Origin of the sequence: uncultured Methylobacterium sp. (assembly GCF_964242245.1) — a bacterium.
Taxonomy (GTDB): Bacteria; Pseudomonadota; Alphaproteobacteria; order Rhizobiales; family Beijerinckiaceae; genus Methylobacterium.
The window spans coordinates 53,111-76,093 of the sequence record NZ_CAXTBY010000001.1; the positions used below are offsets into that span (position 1 = coordinate 53,111).

Below are 22,983 nucleotides of genomic sequence, written 5' to 3' on the forward strand. Positions count from 1 at the left end.
GGACGCGTCGAGGCGGCGGAAATTCTGGTTTGTCCGCTTCATTGCGCAGCGCAGCAAGATATCGTGCATGCGCGCCGAGGTGGTGTTTGCGCTCGACGGCGAAGTTTGGCAATCAAGGCCGGCACTTCCGGGAAGGAATGCCGAATCCGGGCCGCAAGTCCGAGGCCTTCCGTTCAGGGTCTCCTAGCCAAGCTCGGCAACAAACAAGCCAACGCCAGGCGCAAACAAAAGGGACGGGTGCATGACCCCATTGCTGCTGATCATCCTGGGCGGGCTCTGCGCCGTCGCCTACGGCATCGTCACGATCAACGACGTGATGAAGCGCGACGCCGGCACGCAGCGCATGCAGGAGATCGCCGGCGCGATCGCCGAGGGCGCCAAGGCCTATCTCCGGCGCCAGTACGCCACCATCGGCCTCGTCGGCCTCGTCCTGTTCGCGGCGCTCGCCTACTTCCTCGGGCTCAAGGTCGCGGTCGGCTTCCTCATCGGCGCGGTGCTCTCGGGGGCCGCCGGCTTCATCGGCATGAACGTCTCGGTGCGCGCCAACGTCCGCACGGCGCAGGCCGCCTCGACCTCGCTCGGCGGCGGCCTGGAGGTCGCCTTCAAGTCGGGCGCCGTCACCGGCATGCTGGTCGCCGGCTTGGCGCTGCTCGGCGTCGCCCTCTACTACCTTTACCTCACCCGCGGCGCCGGCCTCGAGCCCGCCAGCCGCGAGGTCATCGACGCTCTGGTGGCGCTGGGCTTCGGCGCCTCGCTGATCTCGATCTTCGCCCGTCTCGGCGGCGGCATCTTCACGAAGGGCGCCGACGTCGGCGGCGACCTCGTCGGCAAGGTCGAGGCCGGGATCCCGGAGGACGACCCGAGGAACCCCGCCACCATCGCCGACAACGTCGGCGACAACGTCGGCGACTGCGCCGGCATGGCCGCCGACCTGTTCGAGACCTACGCGGTGACCGTCGTCGCCACCATGGTGCTCGCCGCGATCTTCTTCGGCGGGCAGATCGACGTCGCCGGCCGCAACGTGCTCGAGGCGATGATGATCTACCCGCTGGCGATCGGCTCGTCCTGCATCCTCACCTCGATCGCCGGCACCTACGCCGTGCGCCTGGGCGCCAACCAGTCGATCATGGGCGCGCTGTACAAGGGCCTGATCACCGCGGGCGTACTCTCGGTCGCGGCGATCGCGGCGGTGAACTTCGCGCTGTTCGGCAGCTTCTCGACCAGCTTCACCACCTCGACCGGCGTCAGCTTCACGTCGGGCGGCCTGCTTGGCTGCGCGGTGATCGGCCTCGCGATCACGGCGCTGATCGTCGTCATCACCGAGTACTACACCGGCACGAACTTCCGGCCGGTGAAGTCCATCGCCGACGCCTCGGTCACCGGGCACGGAACCAACGTGATCCAGGGGCTCGCCGTCTCGCTCGAATCCACAGCATTGCCGGCCCTCGTCATCGTCGGCGGCATCATCTCGACTTACGCGCTCGCCGGCCTGTTCGGCATCGCGATCGCTGTCACCGCCATGCTGGCGCTCGCCGGCTTCATCGTCGCGCTCGACGCCTTCGGGCCCGTCACCGACAATGCCGGCGGCATCGCCGAGATGGCGGGGCTCCCCTCCGATGTCCGCAAGTCCACCGATGCGCTCGATGCCGTGGGCAACACCACCAAGGCCGTGACCAAGGGCTACGCCATCGGCTCGGCCGGCCTCGGCGCCCTGGTGCTGTTTGCCGCCTATACCTCGGACCTGAACTACTTCATCGCCAATGCCAGCCCGACGCAGTACCGCTTCTACCAGGGCGTCGTCGTCGATTTCTCGCTCTCGAACCCCTACGTCGTCGTCGGCCTGCTGCTCGGCGGTCTGATTCCGTTCCTGTTCGCCGGCATGGCGATGACCGCGGTGGGTCGTGCCGCCGGCGCCGTGGTGGAGGAGGTCCGCCGCCAGTTCCGCGAGAAGCCCGGCATCATGGCCGGTACCGACCGGCCGGATTACGGCCGGGCCGTCGACATGCTGACGCGGGCAGCGATCCGGGAGATGATCGTGCCCTCGCTGCTGCCGGTGCTCATGCCGGTCGTGCTGTTCTTCGCGATCCAGCTCGTCGCCGGCAAGAGCCAGGCCTTCGCGACGGTGGGCGCCTCGCTCCTGGGCGTGATCCTCACCGGCCTCTACGTCGCGATCTCGATGACCTCCGGGGGCGGCGCCTGGGACAACGCCAAGAAGTACATCGAGGACGGTCACCACGGCGGCAAGGGCTCGGAGGCGCATAAGGCGGCGGTCACCGGCGACACCGTCGGCGACCCCTACAAGGACACGGCCGGCCCCGCCGTGAACCCGGCGATCAAGATCACCAACATCATCGCCCTGCTGCTGTTGGCGGTGCTGGCGCACGCCTGATTGATAGCCGACTCAAAGATCCGCATACGGACCCCGAAGTTCCGCGTCGGATCAACCTAGAGTAAGGCAGGGCCGCCCACCCCATGGTCGGGCCTGCTTGCTGTTTCGGCCGACGATATGTGTTCGCTGAGCCAGCTCTAGAGCCGCGCCCGATCGCGTTGCAATCGGGCGCGGCTCTCAGTCGTTGTTTTATCGCGCTCTCTTTCGCCGAACCGGCGTCCGCTTCGGCGGAGAGCGCGCTAGCAGGCCCCCACGCGCCAAGCCCTCCGGATCGCACGTAGGTCCTCGGTTCCCGGTAAGAGATGACAGGGTAAGGAGCGCAACCTTATCGGCGGTTCTCGCGTCTCTCACCCCGACCCCCTGCCGCAGAAGGTTCGAGGGCTCGCGATTCCTTCGCCAAACCCTTATCGATCGCGAAACGATCTGGTCCCGAAACTCACGGTTGGGGCCACGGCCACGCGCGGATGTCGACGAAGCGGCCCGCCACCGCGGCGGCGGCCGCCATCGCCGGCGACACGAGATGGGTGCGGCCGCGGTGCCCCTGCCGGCCCTCGAAGTTGCGATTCGAGGTCGAGGCACAGCGCTCGTTCGGGCTCAGGCGATCCGCGTTCATCCCGAGGCACATGGAGCAGCCGGGCTCGCGCCAGTCGAAGCCGGCCTCCTTCAGGACCCGGTCGATGCCCTCGGCCTCGGCCTGCGCCTTCACCAGCCCGGAGCCCGGCACCACCATCGCCGAGACGCCGTCGTGGACCTTCCGTCCCGCGACCATGCCGGCGACGATCCGCAGGTCCTCGATGCGCCCGTTGGTGCAGGAGCCGATGAACACCCGGTCGAGGGTGATGTCGGTGATCTTCGTGCCCGGCGTCAGGCCCATGTAGGACAGGGCCTTCTCCTTCGAGTGCCGCTTGTTCTCGTCCGGGATCGCCGCCGGATCGGGAACGGTGCCGAGGATGGAGATGACGTCCTCCGGGCTCGTGCCCCAGCTCACGATCGGCGGCAGGCTCGCGGCGTCGAGCCGGACCTCGCGGTCGAAATGTGCCCCTTCGTCGGTGACGAGGCTCTCCCAGTACGCCCTGGCGCGGGCGAAGGCCTCGCCCTTCGGCGCCATCGGCCGGCCCTCGACGTAGGCGTAGGTGGTGGCGTCGGGCGCGACGAGGCCGGCCCGCGCGCCGCCCTCGATCGACATGTTGCAGACCGTCATCCGGCCCTCCATCGACAGGGCCCGGATCGCCGCGCCGGCGTACTCGATGACGTGGCCGGTGCCGCCCGCGGTGCCGATCTCGCCGATGATCGCGAGCACGATGTCCTTGGCGCTGACGCCCGCCGGCAGGATGCCGTCGACGGTCACGCGCATGTTCTTCGCCTTGGTCTGCACCAGCGTCTGCGTGGCGAGCACGTGCTCGACCTCCGACGTGCCGATGCCGTGGGCGAGCGCCCCGAACGCCCCGTGCGTCGAGGTGTGCGAGTCGCCGCAGACGATGGTCTGGCCCGGCAGGGTGAAACCCTGCTCGGGGCCGATGATGTGGACGATGCCCTGGCGCCGGTCGAGGGCGTCGTAGAACTCGATGCCGAAGTCGCGCACGTTCTCGGCCAGCGCCTCCAACTGGATGCGGCTCTCCGGGTCCTCGATGCCCTTGCTCCGGTCCGAGGTCTGGACGTTGTGGTCGACCACCGCCAGCGTCTTCTCCGGGCAGCGCACCCTGCGGCCGGCCACGCGAAGCCCCTCGAAGGCCTGGGGGCTCGTGACCTCGTGGACGAGGTGCCGGTCGACGTAGAGCAGGCTCGAGCCATCGGCCTGGACGGCGACGACGTGGTCGTCCCAGATCTTGTCGTAGAGGGTGCGCGGGCTCGTCATGGGTCTGCGGTTCGCTTCAAACGGTCAGTCGCCGGCCACAGGCCGGCATGAGGCTCCTTAGTAAGGTTCGGAAGCGGTTTTCGGAAGTGGGAACCGGTCCGCACGGGCGGATGGCCGACCCGCACCGACCGCAGGAAGGCGCCCAGCTCAGAGCAATCTTGGTTCGCTCGCGCTCACCACACTTGCTCTGAGCTTCTGTGTGGTCGCGGTTTCGAGCAAACCGCGCACGCTTCGCTTGAAACCGCCCTGGCGCCGGACCTTGCCGTCATCCGGCCGGGCGATCATCATCCGGCCATGACGACGCGTCCCGATCGTGCCGGGCGCCAGGAGCCTGCGTTTGACCGCTGCCGATCCGCCCGACCTTCTCATGCTGAAGCCGATGCTGGCGAGCGTGCCGGACGCGCTCGCATCCGGCTTCACCCTGCACCGCCTCGACGCCGCGCCGGACCGGGACGCCTTCCTCGCCGAGGTCGGTCCACGCATCCGCGGGCTCGCGGTCAACGCGCAGGCGGTGGTGGACGGCGCGCTGATGGACCGTCTGCCGCGGCTGGAGATCGTGGCCAATTTCGGCGTCGGCTACGACACGATCGATGCAGGCGAGGCCGGGCGCCGCGGGATCGTCGTCACCAACACGCCGGACGTGCTCACCGACGAGGTCGCGGATCTGGCCATCGGCCTGCTCCTCGCGACGGTGCGGAGAATCCCGCAGGCCGACCGGTACCTCCGGGCCGGGCACTGGCCGCAGAAACCGTTCCCGCTCACCGCGTCGCTGCGCGGGCGCCGGGTCGGCATTCTGGGGCTCGGGCGGATCGGCCGGGCGATCGCGCGGCGGCTCGAAGGATTCGGGGTCGCGATCGCCTATCACGGGCGCCGGCCGCAGGCGGACGTCGCTTACCAGTACCACCCGACGCTCATCGGGCTGGCAGAGGCCGTCCACGTGCTGATCGTGGTTGCGCCGGGCGGTCCCGGCACCGACGGCCTCGTCGGGGTCGAGGTGCTCGCGGCATTGGGGCCGGAGGGCATCCTCGTCAACGTCGCCCGCGGCAGCGTCGTCGACGAGGCGGCGCTGATCGCGGCGCTGGAGGCCGGCACGATCCACGGAGCGGGCCTCGACGTGTTCGCGGCCGAGCCGCACGTGCCGGAGCGCCTGTCCGCCCTCGACCACGTGGTGCTGCTGCCGCATGTCGGCTCGGGGACGCACGACACCCGCGCGGCGATGGGCCGGCTCGTCGTCGACAACCTGACCGCGTGGTTCTCGGGCCGCGGGCCGCTGACGCCGGTGGCCGAGACGCCCTGGGCCGGACCTGTGCGGGCGGGCGCATGAGGCGGTCGCGGATCAGCCCGTCCTGGATCGCGGCCTGCCTGCTCGCTTGCGTCCGCGCAGAGGGCGCCGCCGTGCAGGAACCGGCGCCGGCAGCCTCCGAGACGCCGGCCGCGGTCTCGCCCGCGCCGGCCGAGCCCTACGCGGCCAGCCTGCCGGAGATGCGGGCCGGCGTGCCGGGCACCTGGGACCTGTCGCGCGACGGCACGAACCGGCGCTGCGTGCTTACGCTCGCCGCGGAGGCCGGCGAGGCTGGGCAGACGGTGCGGTTCCCGGCCGGCTGCCGTCGCTCGCTGCCGGTGATGGGCGGCATCGCGGGCTGGCTGTTCGCGGACGGCGTCGTGCGCCTCGTCGACCGCAACGTGCGCCCGGTGCTGCTGTTTGCCCGCCGCCCGGACCAGCGCAGCCTGATCGCGCGGGTCGAGACGGGGGAGGTCTACAGCCTCGTGCCCCTGGAGATCGCGGCAATGCGTTCGGCGGCGGCCGAACCAATCGCCGCGATGTCCGCCGTGCCTCCGGACGAGGCCAAGCCCGCGGCGGCCTCCGTCGACGCACCCGTCGGTCCCGGCCCGGCCCCCGGCCTCTACGCGCTCGACCGCTACCGCGACCGGGACGTCTGCCGGCTCGACCTCGGCGGCGGCCCGGGCGCCCCGGTGCGCCTCGCCGCGGGCTGCCGCGACGGCGGGATCGAGGTGTTCGATCCGGTGTCCTGGCGCTACGCGAAGGGCCGCCTGACGCTCAGCGCCAAGCGCGGCCACACGGTCAACCTCGTCCCCGCGGGCGACGGCACGTGGCGCCGCGACCCCGAGACCGGCACCACCTTCGTCCTGCGCCGGATCGAGCCGTAGGGCGATCAGCGGCTGTCCTGGGCGGCAACTCCGCACCGCGACGGCGAGGGGCCCGGCCGGTGCGGGGCCTGCGCGACCCCGCCGTAGGGCGGTCGGCGGGCCTGAACGATCGGCCGGGCAGCCGAGGAAGCCGGCATTGCATCGGCGGCCATGAGAGCGGCCATGAGCCCTCGCGCATCCCCGGCCCAGTCCGGGACATCGCAAGCCCACGCGGCCCCGTGAACGCCAAACCAGCCCGTGCGCGGCCCTACTTCGCGCCGCCCCCCTTGCCCGCCTCGTCCTTCGGCCGCTCCTTGCCGAGGTAGATGTATTCCGGCGCGGCGCGGAGCTGGTCCTTGTCGGTGTTGATCATCGCCTTCAGGGTCTTGCCGTCGCTGCGGTCGAGCCGCATCGCGCTCGGATCGACGGCGACGTACTTGGTGCCGATGCCGAGGAAGCCGCCGACGCCCACGACCCAGGACTTCACCCGCCCGTCGAAGCCGAGCACGACGTCGGCGATCTCGCCGATGCTCTCGTTCGCCGCGTTCGAGATCGTCAGGCCGACGAGCTTGGAGGTCACCATGTCCTCGGGCGACTGCGCCACGAAGGTCGGACGCAGGGTGTCCGTGAACGTCGCCGGCTGGCCCGGCACGGGCTCGACCGGCTTCACCGGCTCGGCCGCGGCGGGCTGCGTCGCGTCGGGCTTGATGTCGGGCTTTCCAAGATCGGACTTTCCGAGATCGGGCTTGGGCGCATCGGGCGAGACCGTCGCGGGCTTCTCGGGCGGCACGGCCTGGGTCCCCGGCGCGGCGGGGCCGGGATCGGCCGTCTGGGCGAGGGCGAGGCTCCCCATCGCGAGGAGGACCGTTCCGGCAAGCAGGCTGCGCATCGGGTGTCGTCTTCCATTCCGGGCCGTGGTGCTCCGGCAGGAAGGACGGCCCGCGGCATAAGGTTCCGCTCCGGCGATGCTGGACGGCACCGATTCGGACGCCAGTTACGGGGAGGCGCCGCGGGATGGCGCCGGGACCGCACGCCATGACGCTTCTCCGCCGCGAGGCCCTGGTTCTCCTCGGCGCCGCCTTCGCCGGCGGCGCCCGCGCCGCGTCGAGCCAAGGGCGGGCGGGCGCCTTCGCCTTCGATCGTCCCGAGGGCGGAACGATGCCGCTCTCGGCCTATGCCGGGCGCCCGGTCCTGGTGGTCAACACGGCCACCGCCTGCGGATTTGCCGGCCAGCTCGCCGGCCTGCAGACGCTGTGGACGCGGTTCCAGGAGCGCGGGCTGACGGTGATCGGCGTGCCCTCGCCGGATTTCGGCAACCAGGAGCCGCTGGATGGCCCCGCCATCGCCGAGGCCGCGCGCAAGAATCACGGCGTGACGTTTCCGCTCACCGCCAAGACCCGCGTGAAGATGCCCGGCGCCCATCCGTTCTACCAGTGGGCGGCCGCCGAGAAGCCCGGCGAGACGCCGCGCTGGAACTTCCACAAGTACCTCGTCGCCCGCGATGGCGCGCTTGCCGCGGCCTTCGCGACGCAGGTCGAGCCGACCGATCCGCGGGTGATCAGCGCGATCGCCGCCGAACTTGACAAGGCGTGAGGCTCAGGCGGCTGGCACCCTGAGCCCGCCGACGCCGCGCGCCATCCTCATCAGGGCATCGAGTTCCCGCCCGGCCGCCGCGACGCGACCGGCCACCACCGGGTCGGACACGGTGCCGTCCTCGATCTCGTCGCCGCCGGCATAGACCGAGGTCGGCGCGACGTGGGCGGAGAAGAACCCGAACAGCGGCCGCAGCGCGTGCTCGACCACCAGCGCGTGGCGCAGGCCCCCGCCGGTGGCCGCGAGCGCCACGGGTATCCCGGCCAAGGCCTCGGGCTCGACGAAGTCGAACACGTGCTTGAACAGGCCGGAATAGGCACCCTTGTAGACCGGCGTGCCGACGATCAGGGCATCGGCGCCCTCGATCGCCGCGATCAACTCCGCCGCCGGACGCGACAGGGCCCCGCGCGTGGTCGCGCCGAGGCCCGGCCCGGCATCGATCAGGTCGAGCACCGTCAGGTCGATGCGCCGGTGCGCGCGCAGCTCCGCCGCGATCGCCTCGACGAGGCTGCGGGTGCGCGAGGGCCGGTTGATGCTCGCCGAGAACGCGACGACGCGGGACAGGGACACGTCTGGGACCTCACGGCTCGCCGGGCGTCCCGGGAATCCGGTCCGGGCAGCGCCAACCGCTCCTTGTGAACCGTCTCGGCGACCTTGAAAACCGCCGGCTTCCGCGATCGCGCCGTCGCGCCGCTTCGACGCATCCCGACCTGGATGCGGGCGAGTCCCGTCGGCGCATCACAGGCTCAGGAGCGCCGCGACGAGGCCGATATCGGTCAGCCCGTGCAGCATCTGGTCGAACCCGAGCAGCCACCAGAACCGCACGTTGGCCGGGTTCCATCCCGTGAGACGGCCGACGACCGACTTCGCGCGGTCGATGGCGAAGTGGATCGCGTAATCGATCAGCGCGAGCCACCACAGCCGGGGCGCGACCACCAGCGCGACGAGCAGCGTCGTCAGCGCGTGGCATCCGGCATGGGCCAGCAGAGGACGCAGCCAGCCGGTCGCCTGCTCCTTGCCGCGCGCCATCCAGTCGTTCTGGAGCACGAAATCAGCGAGGTAGTGCTTCACGATCATGGCCGCGGACAGCGCCGCCATCGTCCCCACCGGAACCAGCGGCATCATTCCCCCGAGCGCGGCTGTCTGCGTGCGACCATCCTTTGCACGCAACGGTTCGTTTTCGCTTAAACCGAGGGTTTCATCGCGGCACAGGCTTGACAGCCGGGCGGCATCCACGGCGATGGGGTCTCCCGGTCCCAGAGAACCGCCGTCGATGGATGCCCTGTTCGGACGATTGAACGGCTACGCGCCGCACGCCCTGGCGCTTCTGCGGATCGTGACCGGCTTGGTCTTCCTCCAGCACGGCACGCAGAAGTTCTTCGCCCTTCCGCCGCGGACCGCCCCCGCACCGGAGTTGCTCTCGCTCCTCGGCGCCGCCGGCCTGCTCGAACTCGTGGGCGGCGTGCTGATCATCCTCGGGTTGTTCACCCGGCCGACGGCCTTCCTGCTCTCCGGGCAGATGGCCGTCGGCTACTTCCTGTTCCACCTGCCGAAGTCGCCCTTTCCGGCCGTGAATGGGGGCGATGCGGCGATCCTGCTCTGCTTCGTGTTCCTGTACCTCTGCGTCGCTGGCTCCGGCGCGCTCAGCCTCGATGCCCGGCGCACCCGCGCGCGGTTCTGATCACGCCGGATCGGCGTCGATCCGCACCCGCAGGATCGCGTAGGGCGGCTCCGTCAGGTCGCGGCCGTGGTTGAACTCCGGCCGCCGGTTGACCTGGGAGGCCGAGACGTAGAGCCAGCGATCGGCGGTGATCCAGAACGTGTCGGCCCAGATCAGCCGGGGATCGGCGGCGATCACCGTGATGGTGCCGTCCGGGTCGCGGCGCCCGACGGCGTTGTGCTCCTGCAGGCTGAGGTACACCCGGTCCCGCGCGTCCGTGGTCAGCCCGCCGGTCAGGCCCTTCTCGCCGAGGTCCTGCACGCGGGCGGCGACCGCGGCGTCCGAGACCGCCGGGTCGAGGAGGTTTCCGGTGTCGACGGCGTAGAGCCGCCGGCCCATCAGCGGCGCGTAGTACAGGCGGGCGCCGTCGGGGCTGAGCGCGATCCCGTTGGCGCCGCCCTTCGGGAATTGCGGCGGGGCGTCGCCCAGGGTCTGCATCACCGGGCGGCCCTCGACGAACTTCACCACCCCCTTCTGCGACTTGGTGCTGGCGTGCCCGGCGAGCCGCCGCGCCACTTGGCCGGTGGCGAGGTCGACGGCGAGGATCGCCCCGTCCTCGCCCTGGCCCTGGTCGGTGACGTAGGCGCGCTGGCGCCCGGCGCGGATGTCGACGCGCAGGTCGTTCAGCGACGAGGTCGGCGCGATTCCGGCCTCCAGCGGGATCACCCGGCGGATGCGGTTCTCGGAGAGATCCACCTGCACCAGCTTCGCCCCGCCCGGCACCGGCGGCCCCTTGCCCTCGGGGATGCCCGCGTCGAGCAGCCACAGGGTGTCGTCCGGGGCGAACACGCCGTTCGGCACGTGGAACAGGGTGGCCTGCGGCCGGCCCGGATCGGGCCGGTTGGTCGCCGCGTCCGGGTAGGCCTTCACCGCGCCGTCGGGCAGCGCCTCGCCCAGCGTGATCGGCTCCTTGCCGGTGAAGCGCGGCATCATCACGAAGACGCGGCCGGTCCGCGAGATCGCGAGCCCCGTCGGCGAGGACGGCGCGTGGACGGCGAGCGCCAGCTCCATCGCGTCGGCGGTGCGGCCCGCCACCGCGTGCCCGCCGGGCGCGGGCGATCCGACCGCGTCCGCGGCGGCGGCGCGGGGCAGGCCGGCTGCGGCGAGGCCGCCTGCGAGGAGGTGACGGCGGGCAAGGTCCATGGGGCTCGGTCCCGGATGCGTGTTCGAGGGGGTTCAGCCGCGCAGGTCGAAGGCGTGGACGTTGCCGGCGGCGGTGATGAACAGCCGGCGCCCGTCGCTGCCGCCGAAGGCGAGGTTGGCGGCCGCCGTCGGCGTCGCGATCCGGCCGAGCCGGGTCCCGTCGGGCAGGAAGATGCGGACCCCGTCCACGCAGGCCGCGTAGACCCGGCCCGCGGCGTCGACCTTGAGCCCGTCCGGCACCCCGGCCTCGATCTCGGCGAAGGTCGCGGGCGGGCCCAGGGCGCCGTCCGCGGCGACGGGGAAGGCGAGGATCGCGCGGGCGCCCTCCGGGTTCAGGGCGGCCCCCGAGTCGCTGACGTAGAGCCGGCGCCCGTCCGGGGCGAAGGCGAGGCCGTTGGGCTGGTCGACGGCCTCGGTCATCGCCTGGACCGCGCCCGGCGCCGCGATCCGGTAGACCCGCCGCGCCGCCTGCGCGGGCTCGGCCAGGATGCCCTCCTCGGGCTGCGTGATGCCGAAGACCGGGTCGGTGAACCAGATCGCGCCGTCCGGCCCGAGCACGGCGTCGTTCGGCGAATTCAGCGGCCTGCCGCCGTAGGAATCGGCCAGCACCGTCAGCGCGCCGTCGGGCTCGCGGCGCACGACACGGCGCGTCCGGTGCTCGCAGGTGACGAGCCGGCCCTGCCCGTCGAGCGCGTTGCCGTTGGAGTTGTCGGCCGGGTCGCGGAAGGTCCGCACCGCGCCGTCCGCGGCCAGCACCCGGATGCGGTTGGCCTTGGTGTCGCTGAACACCAAGCCACCGAGCGCGGGTGCCCAGCATGGCCCCTCGCACCAGCGCCCGTCCCGGACGAGCGTCCGGAGTTCGGCCGCCGGATCGATCAAGGTCTCTAGGCGCGCATCATCGACGCGCACCACGAGCGCGTCCGCCCGCGCCGTCGCGGCGGCCATCAGGCCGAGGCCGGCGCCGAGGACGGCGCGTCGGTGCGGATGCGGCATGGGGCTCCCGGACGCGTCGCGGCCGAGGGGCGCCCGCCGCGTCCTGGGGAAGGCCGCGAGCCCCGCCCCGGTTCCCGCGCGCGAGGCCGCCGGGCGCGGCGCCGGGGCCGGTCACGATGCCTGAGGCGGGCCCGTCACAGGAGCGCGCGCATCAGCAGCAGGCCGGCAAACAGCCCGGCGAGACCCAGCGCCACCGAGCCGACGATGTAGGCCGCGGCCGCCCCGGTCGCGCCCCGCTCCAGCAGCAGCACGCCCTCCAGCGCGTAGGAGGAGAAGGTGGTGAAGCCGCCGAGCAGGCCGGTGGCCACGAACAGGCGCAGCGCCGGGGCGCCGCCGCGCATCGTGAACCAGCCGGTGAACAGCCCCATCAGGACCGAGCCGACGACGTTGATCGCCAGCGTCCCGTAGGGAAAGTCCGACCCGAGCCGCAGGGACGCGACGCCGACGCCGTAGCGCGCGAGGCTGCCGAGGCCGCCGCCGATGAGGACGAGGAGGAGGTTCATGCGTTTCGCGGGTCTCGCGCCGGCCCATGCAGAGGGCGCCCCCGGATAAACCGCGCCTCGCTCGCGGTCACGTCCCTCCATCCCCGGGCAAAGACGATGGCGCACCGCCCGGCCCGGGGTGACGACGTCGGCCGTACGAGCCGTGCCAACGCGATCGAAGGCGTTTCACCCGCCCTCAACCGGGGCATGAGGGGCACGCACCGGCACCGCGGCAAGCAGCGCCCGCACCCTCACCGCGCCGAGGTCGGCGTCAGGATCGCGCGGGCGCCCGTCTTCATGGTCATCGATTCCCGGACGCCCGCGGCCATGCCCCAGGCGACGAGCCGCGCGCCTCGCGCGCGGCTCCCCGGAGCGCGCGGGGCTGCCCGTTGATCGTCAGCCCGATGCCGATGCGGTCGTCCCATCGGACCGCAGCCCGGGGGCAGGGTTCCGTTCGAACACCCGCTCAGCTAACGCTCCGCCAATCGGAAGACACGACATCGCCCTCGGAGGATCATTCATGCCTGAACTCAGCGCGCTCGATCCCGTCCTCAACGACATCGACAAGGACCTCGACAACGCCCTGGAGCGCCTGTTCGCGTTCCTGAAGATCCCCTCGATCTCGACCGATCCGGCCTATGCCGGCCCGTGCCGCGAGGCGGCGGCGTGGCTGGCCGCCGACCTCACGGCGCTGGGCTTCGCGACCTCGGTGGAGGAGACCGCGCTCCATCCGGTGGTGCTGGCCCACCGGCCGAAGCCGGGCGCGCCGCACGTGTTGTTCTACGGCCACTACGACGTGCAGCCGGTCGACCCGCTGGAGCTGTGGGAGACGCCGCCCTTCGAGCCGCGCATCGCCACGGATGCCCAGGGCCGCAAGGTGATCGTCGGGCGCGGCGCCTCGGACGACAAGGGCCAGGTGATGACCTTCGTCGAGGCCTGCCGGGCGCACCTGGCCATGAACGGCGAACTGCCCTGCGGCGTCACCCTGCTGATCGAGGGCGCGGAGGAGAACGGCTCGCAGGGGTTGCCCGAGTGGGTCGCCCGGAACAAGGACCGGCTCGCTGCCGACATCGTGCTCGTGTGCGACACCACCATGTGGAATCGGGCGACGCCCGCGATCACCTCCTCCTTGCGCGGGCTCGCCTACTTCGAGGTGAAGGTCCGCTGCGCCGACCGCGACCTGCACTCCGGCTTCTTCGGGGGGGCTGCCCGCAACCCGATCCACGTGCTGGCGCGCATCCTCGCCGACCTGCACGATGCCGACGGCCGCGTGACGCTGCCCGGCTTCTACGACGGGGTGCGCGAGACCCCGCCCGCGGTGCTGGAGCAGTGGCGCGGCCTCGACCTCAGCCCGGAGACGTTCCTCGGCCCGATCGGCCTGTCGGAGCCCGCCGGCGAGCGCGGGCGGATGCTGATCGAGCTGGTGCAGTCGCGCCCCGCCTGCGACGTCAACGGCATCATCGGCGGCTACACGGGGGAGGGGACGAAGACGGTCATCGCCGGCACGGCCAGCGCCAAGGTCTCGTTCCGCCTCGTCGACGACCAGGACCCGGCGGTGCTGGCCACGACGTTCGAGGCCTTCGTGCGCGAACGCATCCCGGCCGACTGCTCGGTGGAGGTGGTCTGCTACAAGGGCTCGCGGGCGATCGCGCTGCCCTTCGACATGCCCGAATTGGAGACGGCACGGGCCGCGCTCCGGGACGAGTGGGGCGTGCCCGCGGTGACGGTCGGCGCCGGCGGCTCGATCCCGATCGTGGGCGACTTCAAGCGCCTCCTCGACCGCAACACCCTGCTGATCGGCTTCGGGCTGGACGACGACCGCATCCATTCCCCCAACGAGAAGTACGACCTCGCCAGCTTCCACAAGGGCACGCGCTCGTGGGCGCGCATCCTCTCGGCGCTGGGGGCCGCCGCGTAGCGGCTCGGATCGTCGATCGTGTCTCGGTTTGAAGTTCGGCTGAGAAGGTCCGCAATGGGTGGAGGCTGTGTGAAAACGCCGAGGTCATTGCTGAGTAAAGAAGGATCTTCTTTGGAGCGGCCCTGACAGCACCATCGGCCAGCGGTCTCCGGTGTAAAAACCGCCCTTGGACACGCCGGACGATTCGATGCGTAGAAGGCTGTTCTACCCGCTCGGCCCGCGACTGCGTTTTCACACAGCCTCGGTGGCGAGCGTACGTCCATCCGCGCTCCTGCTGATTTCCGACGAGCGCCCATGGTGGCCATTCAACGACCTAAGCAGACTTGCGTTGGCAGGCCAACGCTTAGTCCGCTTAGATCCTTGTTTTGCCGCAGGTTTTTGTCGGAAAACCGCGGGGCACTTTTCCGAAACCTGCTTAGCCGGCTACTCCGAAGCGGACGTGCACGAACAGGGCCGCTGCGGCGTTAACGGGTGGAGAGCGGTCTGTCGGCCATCTATTGAGGTGTTGGTAGATACGGCCGCCACACGGTTACCGTGAGATCATGAATTTACAGCTCAACGGGAAACGCGCGCTCATCAGCGGCAGCAGCATCGGCATCGGCGAGACATCGCGCGCAATCTGGCGCACGAGGGAGTTGCCGTCGTGATTCATGGACGCGACGCTGGTCGAGCGCAGGCTGTGGCGGCGTCGATCACGACTCAAGGCGGTACAGCCGTCTGTGTGACAGGCGACCTGACGGATGATGAGGCTATCGCGAACATCATCACGGACAGCGAACGCCTGCTCGGTGGGATCGATATCCTCGTCAACAACGCGGGCGGGTCTGGCGAGAAGCACCTCTGGGAGGAGACGCCGGTCGAGGCGTGGACCGCAGCGTTCGACCGAAACGTCGTGGCGGCGGTGCGGTTGACCAACCACCTGTTGCCGAAGATGCGTGCCGCAGGCTGGGGCCGCGTCGTGAACGTCTCCAGCCTTGCCGGAGTCCTGCCGCCATCGACTGGGCCGGACTATTCGGCGTGCAAGGCCGCCATGAACAATCTCACGAAGTCTTTGTCCAAGGCGGCGGCCGGAGACGGAATCACGGTGAACGCCATCTCGCCCGGCACGATCCTGACGCCGAAGCTCGAAGCCGCCTTTCGCAAGATGGCAGGCGAGAAGGGCTGGGCCGCTGCGGATGCCCCGTGGGCAGAGATCGAACGCGCCGTCCTGCCGCACGTGTTCGACGTCCCCTCAGGCAGGGTCGGCCTGCCGGAGGACATTGGGAAAGCCGTCGCCTTCCTGTGCAGCCCACTTGCCGGGTACATCACGGGCGTCGACTTGCATATCGATGGCGGTGCCATGCCCGCGCTGTAGTCGGCGTGGAGAATGATAGCGCTTTCAAGTGCAGCAACGTCGATGTGAATAGTCTGCCTGGATCGAGAGTGGCGGGATAGCTATGTCCGCTTACCTGCCATGCTCGCCCGAACGCGGTCAGCCTGCTCCCGGCCAGATCCGGACACGATGGCAGACTCAAATCCGCGTCCGAGTTGCGTCGGAAGCAGTCGGCCGAACGGGGGTCGAGTTTCGAACCGAGACACGACCGGATCGTCAGAACGCTTGGCGGTACAGCGCCAGCGCGTCCGCCTCGCTCACGTCGACCGGGTTGTTGACCAGCAGCCGGGTCTGGCGCATCGCGTCGGCGGCGAGCCGCGGCAGCGTGTCGGCGGTGACGCCGACCTCGCGCAGGCGGCGCGGCGCGCCGCTCGCGTCGAGGAGCGCGCGCATGCCCGCGACGAACGCGTCCGCGCGGGTGCCGCCCGCATCCGGCGCGCCGATGACGTCGGCGAGCTCGGCGTAGAGCGGGGCGGCCGCCCGTGCGTTGAACCGCAGGACCGGCTCGAGCATCAGCGCGTTCGCGAGGCCGTGCGGCACGTGGTGGTGGCCGCCCAGCGGGTAGGCGAGGGCGTGGACGGCCGCCACCGGCGCGTTGGAGAAGGCCTGTCCCGCCAGCATGGCGCCGAGCAGCATGCCCTCCCGGCCCGCGCGGTCGGCGCCGTCGCGGCATGCGGTGATGAGGTTGGCCGACAGGAGCCGGAGGGCTTCGCGCGCGAGCGCGTCCGAGAGCGGGTTCTTCCGGTGGCGGCTGGTGTAGGCCTCGATGGCGTGCACCATCGCGTCGATGCCGGTGGCGGCGGTGTGGATCGCCGGCAGGCCGACCGTCAGCGCGGCGTCCAGCAGCACGTCGTCGGCGTAGAGCCGGGACGACACCACGCCCATCTTGGTCGTCTGCCCGGTGGTGAGGATGGCGATGTTCGTCACCTCCGATCCGGTTCCGGCGGTGGTCGGGACGAGGACGAGGGGGAGGCGGCCGCCGACGACCCGGTCGACGCCGTACATCTCGGCCAGCGTCTGGCGGGTACCCGTCAGGAGCACCGCCGCGAGCTTGGCCACGTCGAGCGACGAGCCGCCGCCGAGCCCGATCACGAGGTCGGCGCCGTGCGCTCGGCCCTGCGCCGCGCAGGCCAGCAGGACGTGCTCCGGGGGATCGGCGACCACCGCGTCGAAGATCGCGACGGAGACGCCGTTCGCCCGCAGGTCGTCGGCCACCGGCGCCACCAGCCCGGTCCTTACGAGGCCGGCATCGGTCACGAGCAGGGCTCTGCGCGCCGAGAAGCGCGCGGCGATCCGCTGGCCGAGCCGGGCGGCCCCGCCCCACTCCACGCGCAGGGACGGCACGGTCCGGAAGTCGAATGCGTTCGTGCTCACACGGAGGTCCTCCCGTCGTTGTCCGCGCGTCCGGACCCGGTGCGCCGCTGGCCCTCACGGATCATCGGTGCCGCCTCGTGAGGCCCTGGCCGCCGCTCGCTCGCACCCGCAGCGCGCCGTGAGGGACGTTCGTGATCACGCGCGGAACCTCCGGCCGAAGGTCCCACAGCACGGCCTGCGCGTAGCTCACCGTCCGCGCGCCGTCGGGGGCGGCCGGCTGAAGGTAGCAGTGGTCGAGCGCCACGAGCAGGCTCGGAGCGAGGTGGGCCGTCCCCGGGTCGGCGGCGACGTCGAGGCGGACCGCGTCCTGCACGCCCGTCGGGAAGTGGGCGAGCACCTGGACGACGTCGTCGACCGCCTCGAAGGTCAGGCACAGCGACAGGCAGAGGCGCTCGACGCGCTCGGCGCCGGGCGCCTCGGGCGCGCCGCGCAGCAGGGCGAGGCGGATGCCGCCGCCATCCCTGTCCGGCAGCGTCCAGTGATGGGCGGACGGCACGCCCGCCAGCGCGACGATGGAGCGGGGCACGAGCTTGGACGGCTCGGCAGCGCGCTTCTCCGGCCGGCCGTGCTCGCGATAGTGCTGGAGCGGATTGGCCTTGACGGCGACCACGTCCGGGTAGCGGTTGAGGTAGGACCGGGTGCTGAAGCGCGGGTGCGGGTCGTAGCCCGCCGCCGCCCCGATCGTGAGATAGTGCCGCAGGGGATCGAGGCGCGTCCGGATGCCCTGCGCGCGGTAGAACGGCGTGTCGAAGTCGGCGTTCGGGTCGTAGTCCCTGCGCGCGCCGAGCAGGACGTAGTGCAGGAACGGATCGAGGCTGGACGCCGCCGCGTCCGGGTAGGTGCGCAGGTAGTAGGCGGTGTCGAACAGCGTCGGCACCCGGCCCAGCGTCAGCCGGCGCAGGAGGCCGGTGACGGTGCGGGTGAGGCGGGGTCGGCCCAGCGTCGCGCTCATGCGAAGGTCGAGGCTTCGCAGATCTGCCGGAGGCGTTCGCGGTAGGCGTGCGGTGCGCATTCCGTCCGAATCCGGTCGAGGCCGGCGCCCTGGACGCGCCGCCACAGGTCGGCCCCGTCGTGGAGCCGGATCAGCCCCTCGGCGAAGCCGTCGGGGTCCTGCCAGTCGCAGGCCCGGTAGCCGACGCCTTCCTCCCAGCCGATCTGCTCGGCGAGGATGGGCGTGATGAAGCTCGGCAGCCCGTGCCGGATCGCCTCGTGGACCTTGTGCGGGATGCCGGCCGCGAAGCGCGTCGGCGCGATGCAGACCCGGGCCGCGTCGAAGAGCGGCCCGGCGTCGGGAACGCGGCCCATGACCGTGACGCCGGGCCGCGCGAAGCGGGCGCGGATCTCGGGGGCGACCGTGCCGACGATCCGCAGGGCCGCCTCCGGCATCCCGGCGCGCAGGCGCGGCCACACCGCCTCGAAGAACCAGTCCAGCGAATCGACGTTCGGCTGGCCCTCCTCGGAGAGCGCGCCGATGAACAGGAAGCCCCGGCGCGCGGAGAAGTCCGGCGGGGCGACGTCCGGGAGCGCCATCGCATGGCCGAGCACCGTCGCGTTGACGCGGGTGTAGCTGGCCAGCAGCCGCGCCTCCGCCTCCGACACGCAGACGACCTGATCGGCCGCCGCGTAGTTGCGGGTCTCGGCCACGGCGTCCCGCGCGAGGTCGGCGCCGGTGCCGGAGCCGTCGCGCGTCACCGCCGTCACGAAGGCGCGCGAGGCGAACAGGGCCTCGGAATCGAACACCACCCGCGATTTCGCGAAGGCGCGCAGGCTCGATCCGCGATCCTGCAGGGTCTGGACCGTGAGGTTGATGTTGTGCGGCCGGCTGACCCAGAGCACGTCGAAGTAGGCCGGCCGCTCCGCGATGAGGCGCGCGAGGCCCTCGGGTCCGTCGGCGGCGAGGATCTCGACCCGCTGGTCGATGTCGCGGCAGCGCTGCGCCTGCTCGGAATCCGCCCGGTAGATCGGGTACAGCGTCACGCCGTAGCCGAGCCCGGCCATCGTGTTGACGATGTGGTTGGCGCGCGGGTAGCCGGCGCCCATGTCGCGGTGGGGCACGGTGTCGTCGATGAAGAGGATGCGAAGCTGCCAGGGGTCGTGGTCGCGCGCGCCGAACCCCTCCCGGGGCGGTCCCTGATGGAACAGCCAGCCGCGGTGGCGTTCGAGGAAGAGCGCCCGGTTGCGATCGAGGCGGGCCTCCACGTCGGCGCGCTTGGTGCTCGTGGCGTTCTCGAAATGCACCGCGGCGGCGCGCGCCTGGTAGACGACGCGCCGGCCCGCCTGGTGGCAGCGCACGCACAGGTCGGTGTCCTCGAAGTAGGCCGGGGCGAAGGCGTCGTCGAACCCGTTCAGGGCTCGGAAGAACGTCCGCTCGATCATCAGGGCGGCGCCGGACACGTAGCCCACCTCGCGCGTAAAGGCGCCCTCCGGCGCGAACGGGTCGCCGACACCCCTCATGTACGGATGGGTGAGCTGGGCGTCCTCCCGGAAGGTGGCGCCCGCCTCCTGGAGGATGCCGCCGGGAAAGACGAGGCGGGCTCCGACGATGCCGACGGTGTCGAGCTCCGTGAACGTGGCCGCCATTGCGCGCAGCGCCCCGGGCATCAGGTCGACGTCGGGGTTGAGGAACAGGACGTAGCGCCCGCGCGCGCGCGCCGCCCCCGCGTTGCAGGCCGGCCCGAACCCGGCATTCGTCCGGTTCAGGACGATGGTGGCCCCGTCGATCCGGTCGAACAGGGCACGGGTCTCGGGCGTGGACGCGTTGTCGACGAGGATGACCTCGAAACTGATGCCGGCGCAGGCCTGCTGCGCGGCGAGGCGGTAGAGCGTCAGCGCCAGGATGTGGCGGGCGTTGAGCGACACCATCACGATCGAGACGACGGGCGCCGCTTCGGGCCGGAAGCCGATCCGCACGTCGTTCAGGAACAGGGCATCCCAGACCAGCCGGGCCTCGGCGCTCACGACCCTGCGGCCGGCCTCGGTATCGACGGCGTCGAAGGCCTCGCTCATGACAGCCCCACCGATTCGGCCGATGGCCGATCCGCGACGATCCGGACGCGGCCGATCAGGTCGTCGCTCAGCACCAGCACCGTTCCCTCCGCCGGCAGCGGGCCCGGTCCCGCGTGCCGGAAGCTCGCCAGCGCCGGCACGGGCGTCAGGTCGGGCCGCGCGGCGTCGAAGGCGAGACCCGGCGCCCCGTGCAGCGGCGCGAGGCCGTCGAGGGTCAGTTCATGCGCCCGCCCGCCCGCGGCCTCGACGAGGAAGGCCGCCACACTGCGCGGCCCGGTCAGGAAATGGCTCGGGACGCGCAGGGCGAGGTCGAAGCCGGCCCCGCCCGCGCCGACGCGGCGTCCGTCCGTCGTCCAGTCCGCCACCGCGTCGCGGAACGCGAGGATCGCGGCCTCGCGTGCCGCTCCGGGAAGCCGCCGGTCGCGCACCCACTCGGGCGAGAACGCGACGCGGACCGGCCCGAGGCTCCGGCCCGCCGCCACGGCCGGCGCAGCGAACCAGCGCCGCCGTTCGGGCGCGTACCGGAGAGCCCGCGCCGCGTCCTCGCTCAGGCGCTCGGTCGCCACGAGGCGGCCGCGTTCGGGATCGTCGAGGACGGGCGAGTCCAGCGCGCGCGCGCAGGCGAGCCCGGCCTCCTCCGCGTCGGTCGACGGGGATGGGGCGGCGACCGGCGCTCCTTCGTCGGGTTTGCCGCGCGCTTCCGCCTTGCCGCGCGCTGCCGCGCCGATCAACGCCGCGAGTTCCGCCTCCGACCGGCGCGCGTGGTCGTTGTAGCGGTCGAGCAGGGCGGCGCAGGCCCGCGTCAGCGCCGCGAGGCCGGCCTCGTCCCGGTGCAGCGCCAGGATCGTGGCCTTGACCGCCTCCACCCCCGCGCAGCGATGGGCCGGCGCCTCGGCACCGAACCCCTCGAAGCCGATCCCGGTGCCGACCACCGGGACGCCGTGGGAGAGCGCCTCGGCGACCTTCATCTTGAGGCCGCTGCCCATCAGCATCGGGGCCACGATCACGTCGGTCTGCGCGTAGAACCCGCGCAGGTCCTCGACGTAGCCCAGCAGCCGGACGCCCGGCAGGCTGAGGCCGCCGAGCGCGTTGCAGATCTCGCCCGCGATCAGCAGTTCGGGCCGATCCGGCGTCCAGCCCATGGTCCACGCGTGGGCGAACTTGCTGATCGAGAACAGGTTCGGATCGTTGCCATGCCCGACGAAGCCGATCCGCGCGATTCCGGCCGGTGCCGCGAACGGGGCGTGCACCGGGAAGGCGGGCGGCAGCAGCAGGACGCGCCGATCGGTCAGGTCCGCGAAGTGGGCCGCCTCCTCCGCCTGGATCGCGAGCACGACGTCGGCCCGGGCGAGGCCCGCGGCCTCGCCCGCGCGATCGGTGTAGAAGAAGTTCGGCTCCGCGCGGAACGGCCTGTACTGCAGGTGCCGGTCGGTGAAGCGGTCGTGCGTGTCGATGAGCTTGAGGATGCCCGCCGGGACGCGTTCGAGGCACCGCGACAGGAAGACGTAGTTCACGAGGACCGCGACCGTGCCCGGATGGGCCTCGGCGTACCACGCCACGAACCGGTCGAGGGCCGCCGAGGCCCAGTCGTCGATGCCGAAGGGCCCCGAGCGGGACTTCAGCGGGATCGTCTCGTCCGCCTCGATCAGGAAGGTGCGCCGGAAGGCCGCCGCCATGGCCGCGAAATCCGTCGGCGGACGCTGGCCGAAGCGCCGGTAAATCTGATCCTCGTGGGCGAAGTAGGCGAAGTCGAGGGCGAAGCCCGCCCGCTGGAGCGCTTGGCAGGTCAGCGCGAGCCGGCGCCGGTTGCCCGCGCTCGCGGGCGCTGCCGGCATCGGCGCGACGACGAGGATCGCCGGGCGTCCGGTCGGGGCGTCGTCGCCCATCACGCACCCGCCCGCAGGCGTGCCGGGGTGAACCGGCCGGTGCCGACGAGGTAGGCGCGCTCGGGCCCGCGGTCCGGCGCCGGTCCCCAGACCGGATCGAGGTCCAGATCCATCCGCGGCCGCGGCGCGAAGGTCAGGCGCGCGGTCCCGACCCGAGCGCAGCTCGCGCCGGCGGGGCCATCGAGCACGAGGTAGTTCGGCACGTCCGCGCCCGAGACGCTGCAGGAGCCCGGCCGCTCCGGGTCGAGCGCGAGTTCGGGCGCGTCCTTCGCGAGCGGCATCGCGCGCAGGGCCGGCGCGAGCAGCGGAAACAGCGCGGCGAGCGGCCCCACGGTCCGCGCCGTCACGGCCGAGAGCACGGCCCGCGCGAGGACGGCGCGTTCGTCCGGCGGCAGCTCGTCCGGCGGTCGCGCCGGGGACGACGACACGTGGAGGTCGCGGAAATGCGTCGCGACGACCAGCGCGCCCCCGCCCTCCAGCGCCGCCTCGGCCTCCCGCCCGCGGGGCCGCGCGACCAGCAGGCAGGTCGGCCGGCTCGCGGCCGCGCTCATCCCGGCAAACGCCCAGGTCACGAGGTCGAGATGCTCGGGCCGCGCGATGCCGAGCGGGATCGGCATCGCGGTCGGCAGGCGGAACTTGCACAGGTACCAGCCCGGGCCGAGGCGGATCGTCCGACCGTCGATGCCGGGGGCGCGGCCTTCATCCTCGACCGACCGGGCCATCCACCCCATTCCTCGGCTTGCGGCGCCACGCGCCCGGGCAGCGGACCGCTCCGGCGGTCGCGGGCTCGCCCTCCGAACGCCGCGCCGACCGGCTGCGCGATTCCACCGGGTCACGGCCCGCGCTTGCTAGGTCAGCGTGGCCGCGGGCGCAAGCCGGGCCGCGGGCGGGTGCCTCCCGATCCTGCCCGTGCCGCCGATCGTTCGTCCGGCGCACGGGCCCGGTGCGCGTGGCAACCGTCATAAGGCGGATTCACCATCCGTTGCGGCCGATGTCGTAAAGCTGACACAGCCGCGGCATTTGCAGGACACGTTCGTGCCGCAGCGATCCCGGCTGCGGAAAGCGTGTAGTACTCAGGCCTCCCGGGTATCGAGGCGCGTTCGC

19 protein-coding genes are annotated in these 22,983 nt (G+C 71.8%); 7 read left to right on the forward strand and 12 right to left on the reverse strand.

Annotated elements, in window-relative coordinates; translation table 11 throughout:
- The first annotated feature begins 241 nt into the window (after nt 1-241).
- Entirely contained in the window at nt 242-2,389 is a 2,148-nt protein-coding gene (locus ACFE8Y_RS00265; protein ID WP_375462370.1) for a sodium-translocating pyrophosphatase, read from the forward strand.
- A gap of 436 nt (nt 2,390-2,825) precedes the next feature.
- Here the strand turns inward: ACFE8Y_RS00265 and leuC are convergent, their stop codons facing one another.
- On the reverse strand, nt 2,826-4,244 hold the full coding sequence (leuC, locus tag ACFE8Y_RS00270; protein ID WP_375462371.1) for a 3-isopropylmalate dehydratase large subunit: 1,419 nt from the start codon (nt 4,242-4,244) through the stop codon (nt 2,826-2,828).
- A 367-nt stretch (nt 4,245-4,611) separates the two neighbouring features.
- On the opposite strand from leuC, the gene ACFE8Y_RS00275 reads away from it, so the two are divergent.
- Both ACFE8Y_RS00275 and ACFE8Y_RS00280 read left to right on the forward strand, forming a co-directional pair.
- Complete coding sequence (locus ACFE8Y_RS00275) at nt 4,612-5,568, forward strand: 2-hydroxyacid dehydrogenase (protein ID WP_375462439.1); 957 nt, start codon at nt 4,612-4,614, stop codon at nt 5,566-5,568.
- Nucleotides 5,565-6,413, forward strand: a complete 849-nt coding sequence (locus tag ACFE8Y_RS00280) for an AprI/Inh family metalloprotease inhibitor (protein WP_375462372.1) — start codon at nt 5,565-5,567, stop codon at nt 6,411-6,413. Before ACFE8Y_RS00275 ends, ACFE8Y_RS00280 begins: the two co-directional genes overlap by 4 nt.
- Before the next feature lie 247 nt (nt 6,414-6,660).
- Here the strand turns inward: ACFE8Y_RS00280 and ACFE8Y_RS00285 are convergent, their stop codons facing one another.
- Nucleotides 6,661-7,281, reverse strand: a complete 621-nt coding sequence (locus tag ACFE8Y_RS00285; protein ID WP_375462373.1) for a PRC-barrel domain-containing protein — start codon at nt 7,279-7,281, stop codon at nt 6,661-6,663.
- Nucleotides 7,282-7,427: 146 nt separating this feature from the next.
- Between ACFE8Y_RS00285 and ACFE8Y_RS00290 the strand changes: the two genes are divergently transcribed.
- The gene (locus ACFE8Y_RS00290) at nt 7,428-7,985 is read left to right on the forward strand and encodes a glutathione peroxidase (RefSeq protein ID WP_375462374.1); all 558 of its coding nucleotides are present in this window, start codon (nt 7,428-7,430) and stop codon (nt 7,983-7,985) included.
- A gap of 3 nt (nt 7,986-7,988) precedes the next feature.
- On the opposite strand, the gene ACFE8Y_RS00295 is transcribed toward ACFE8Y_RS00290, so the two are convergent.
- Both ACFE8Y_RS00295 and ACFE8Y_RS00300 read right to left on the reverse strand, forming a co-directional pair.
- Nucleotides 7,989-8,555: an NAD(P)H-dependent oxidoreductase gene (locus tag ACFE8Y_RS00295; protein WP_375462375.1), complete on the reverse strand. Its 567-nt coding sequence runs from the start codon at nt 8,553-8,555 to the stop codon at nt 7,989-7,991.
- Nucleotides 8,556-8,723: 168 nt separating this feature from the next.
- A complete protein-coding gene (locus ACFE8Y_RS00300; protein WP_375462376.1) occupies nt 8,724-9,221 on the reverse strand; it encodes a DUF3307 domain-containing protein in 498 nt (165 codons plus the stop codon).
- Between the two features lie 37 nt (nt 9,222-9,258).
- On the opposite strand from ACFE8Y_RS00300, the gene ACFE8Y_RS00305 reads away from it, so the two are divergent.
- Nucleotides 9,259-9,666 (forward strand): DoxX family protein, encoded by a 408-nt coding sequence (locus ACFE8Y_RS00305; RefSeq protein WP_375462377.1) that lies wholly within the window; start codon nt 9,259-9,261, stop codon nt 9,664-9,666.
- Here ACFE8Y_RS00305 and ACFE8Y_RS00310 read toward each other — a convergent pair whose 3' ends face one another.
- The 3 genes from ACFE8Y_RS00310 to crcB form a co-directional block, all read right to left on the reverse strand.
- The gene (locus ACFE8Y_RS00310) at nt 9,667-10,848 is read right to left on the reverse strand and encodes an SMP-30/gluconolactonase/LRE family protein (RefSeq protein ID WP_375462378.1); all 1,182 of its coding nucleotides are present in this window, start codon (nt 10,846-10,848) and stop codon (nt 9,667-9,669) included.
- Nucleotides 10,849-10,881: 33 nt separating this feature from the next.
- Entirely contained in the window at nt 10,882-11,841 is a 960-nt protein-coding gene (locus tag ACFE8Y_RS00315) for an SMP-30/gluconolactonase/LRE family protein (RefSeq protein ID WP_375462379.1), read from the reverse strand.
- A gap of 134 nt (nt 11,842-11,975) precedes the next feature.
- Nucleotides 11,976-12,344 (reverse strand): fluoride efflux transporter CrcB, encoded by a 369-nt coding sequence (gene crcB, locus ACFE8Y_RS00320; RefSeq protein WP_375462380.1) that lies wholly within the window; start codon nt 12,342-12,344, stop codon nt 11,976-11,978.
- Nucleotides 12,345-12,843: 499 nt separating this feature from the next.
- Here crcB and ACFE8Y_RS00325 point away from each other — a divergent pair, with 499 nt between their 5' ends.
- Together ACFE8Y_RS00325 and ACFE8Y_RS00330 are read left to right on the forward strand one after the other, a co-directional pair.
- The gene (locus tag ACFE8Y_RS00325) at nt 12,844-14,241 is read left to right on the forward strand and encodes a M20/M25/M40 family metallo-hydrolase (protein WP_375462381.1); all 1,398 of its coding nucleotides are present in this window, start codon (nt 12,844-12,846) and stop codon (nt 14,239-14,241) included.
- Nucleotides 14,242-14,884: 643 nt separating this feature from the next.
- Nucleotides 14,885-15,595 carry an SDR family NAD(P)-dependent oxidoreductase gene (locus ACFE8Y_RS00330; protein ID WP_375462382.1) on the forward strand — a complete coding sequence of 237 codons (711 nt, stop codon included), beginning with the start codon at nt 14,885-14,887 and terminating at the stop codon, nt 15,593-15,595.
- 234 nt (nt 15,596-15,829) lie between these two features.
- Here the strand turns inward: ACFE8Y_RS00330 and ACFE8Y_RS00335 are convergent, their stop codons facing one another.
- The 5 genes from ACFE8Y_RS00335 to ACFE8Y_RS00355 form a co-directional block, all read right to left on the reverse strand.
- Nucleotides 15,830-16,987: an iron-containing alcohol dehydrogenase gene (locus ACFE8Y_RS00335; RefSeq protein WP_375462383.1), complete on the reverse strand. Its 1,158-nt coding sequence runs from the start codon at nt 16,985-16,987 to the stop codon at nt 15,830-15,832.
- Nucleotides 16,988-17,048: 61 nt separating this feature from the next.
- Nucleotides 17,049-17,939, reverse strand: a complete 891-nt coding sequence (locus tag ACFE8Y_RS00340; protein WP_375462384.1) for a hypothetical protein — start codon at nt 17,937-17,939, stop codon at nt 17,049-17,051.
- Nucleotides 17,936-19,993 carry a glycosyltransferase gene (locus ACFE8Y_RS00345; RefSeq protein WP_375462385.1) on the reverse strand — a complete coding sequence of 686 codons (2,058 nt, stop codon included), beginning with the start codon at nt 19,991-19,993 and terminating at the stop codon, nt 17,936-17,938. Before ACFE8Y_RS00345 ends, ACFE8Y_RS00340 begins: the two co-directional genes overlap by 4 nt.
- Nucleotides 19,990-21,879, reverse strand: a complete 1,890-nt coding sequence (locus ACFE8Y_RS00350; protein ID WP_375462386.1) for a glycosyltransferase — start codon at nt 21,877-21,879, stop codon at nt 19,990-19,992. The genes ACFE8Y_RS00345 and ACFE8Y_RS00350 overlap by 4 nt, the downstream gene beginning before the upstream one ends.
- The gene (locus tag ACFE8Y_RS00355; RefSeq protein WP_375462387.1) at nt 21,879-22,601 is read right to left on the reverse strand and encodes a hypothetical protein; all 723 of its coding nucleotides are present in this window, start codon (nt 22,599-22,601) and stop codon (nt 21,879-21,881) included. The genes ACFE8Y_RS00350 and ACFE8Y_RS00355 overlap by 1 nt, the downstream gene beginning before the upstream one ends.
- Nucleotides 22,602-22,983 lie beyond the last annotated feature (382 nt).

Bases quoted from the DNA above. Each gene is read 5' to 3' on its own strand.
- ACFE8Y_RS00265 (WP_375462370.1), top strand. From the start codon at position 242: ATGACCCCATTGCTGCTGATCATCCTGGGCGGGCTCTGCGCCGTCGCC.
- leuC (WP_375462371.1), bottom strand. From the start codon at position 4,244: ATGACGAGCCCGCGCACCCTCTACGACAAGATCTGGGACGACCACGTC.
- ACFE8Y_RS00275 (WP_375462439.1), top strand. From the start codon at position 4,612: ATGCTGAAGCCGATGCTGGCGAGCGTGCCGGACGCGCTCGCATCCGGC.
- ACFE8Y_RS00280 (WP_375462372.1), top strand. From the start codon at position 5,565: ATGAGGCGGTCGCGGATCAGCCCGTCCTGGATCGCGGCCTGCCTGCTC.
- ACFE8Y_RS00285 (WP_375462373.1), bottom strand. From the start codon at position 7,281: ATGCGCAGCCTGCTTGCCGGAACGGTCCTCCTCGCGATGGGGAGCCTC.
- ACFE8Y_RS00290 (WP_375462374.1), top strand. From the start codon at position 7,428: ATGACGCTTCTCCGCCGCGAGGCCCTGGTTCTCCTCGGCGCCGCCTTC.
- ACFE8Y_RS00305 (WP_375462377.1), top strand. From the start codon at position 9,259: ATGGATGCCCTGTTCGGACGATTGAACGGCTACGCGCCGCACGCCCTG.
- ACFE8Y_RS00310 (WP_375462378.1), bottom strand. From the start codon at position 10,848: ATGGACCTTGCCCGCCGTCACCTCCTCGCAGGCGGCCTCGCCGCAGCC.
- ACFE8Y_RS00315 (WP_375462379.1), bottom strand. From the start codon at position 11,841: ATGCCGCATCCGCACCGACGCGCCGTCCTCGGCGCCGGCCTCGGCCTG.
- crcB (WP_375462380.1), bottom strand. From the start codon at position 12,344: ATGAACCTCCTCCTCGTCCTCATCGGCGGCGGCCTCGGCAGCCTCGCG.
- ACFE8Y_RS00325 (WP_375462381.1), top strand. From the start codon at position 12,844: ATGCCTGAACTCAGCGCGCTCGATCCCGTCCTCAACGACATCGACAAG.
- ACFE8Y_RS00340 (WP_375462384.1), bottom strand. From the start codon at position 17,939: ATGAGCGCGACGCTGGGCCGACCCCGCCTCACCCGCACCGTCACCGGC.
- ACFE8Y_RS00345 (WP_375462385.1), bottom strand. From the start codon at position 19,993: ATGAGCGAGGCCTTCGACGCCGTCGATACCGAGGCCGGCCGCAGGGTC.
- ACFE8Y_RS00350 (WP_375462386.1), bottom strand. From the start codon at position 21,879: ATGGGCGACGACGCCCCGACCGGACGCCCGGCGATCCTCGTCGTCGCG.
- ACFE8Y_RS00355 (WP_375462387.1), bottom strand. From the start codon at position 22,601: ATGGCCCGGTCGGTCGAGGATGAAGGCCGCGCCCCCGGCATCGACGGT.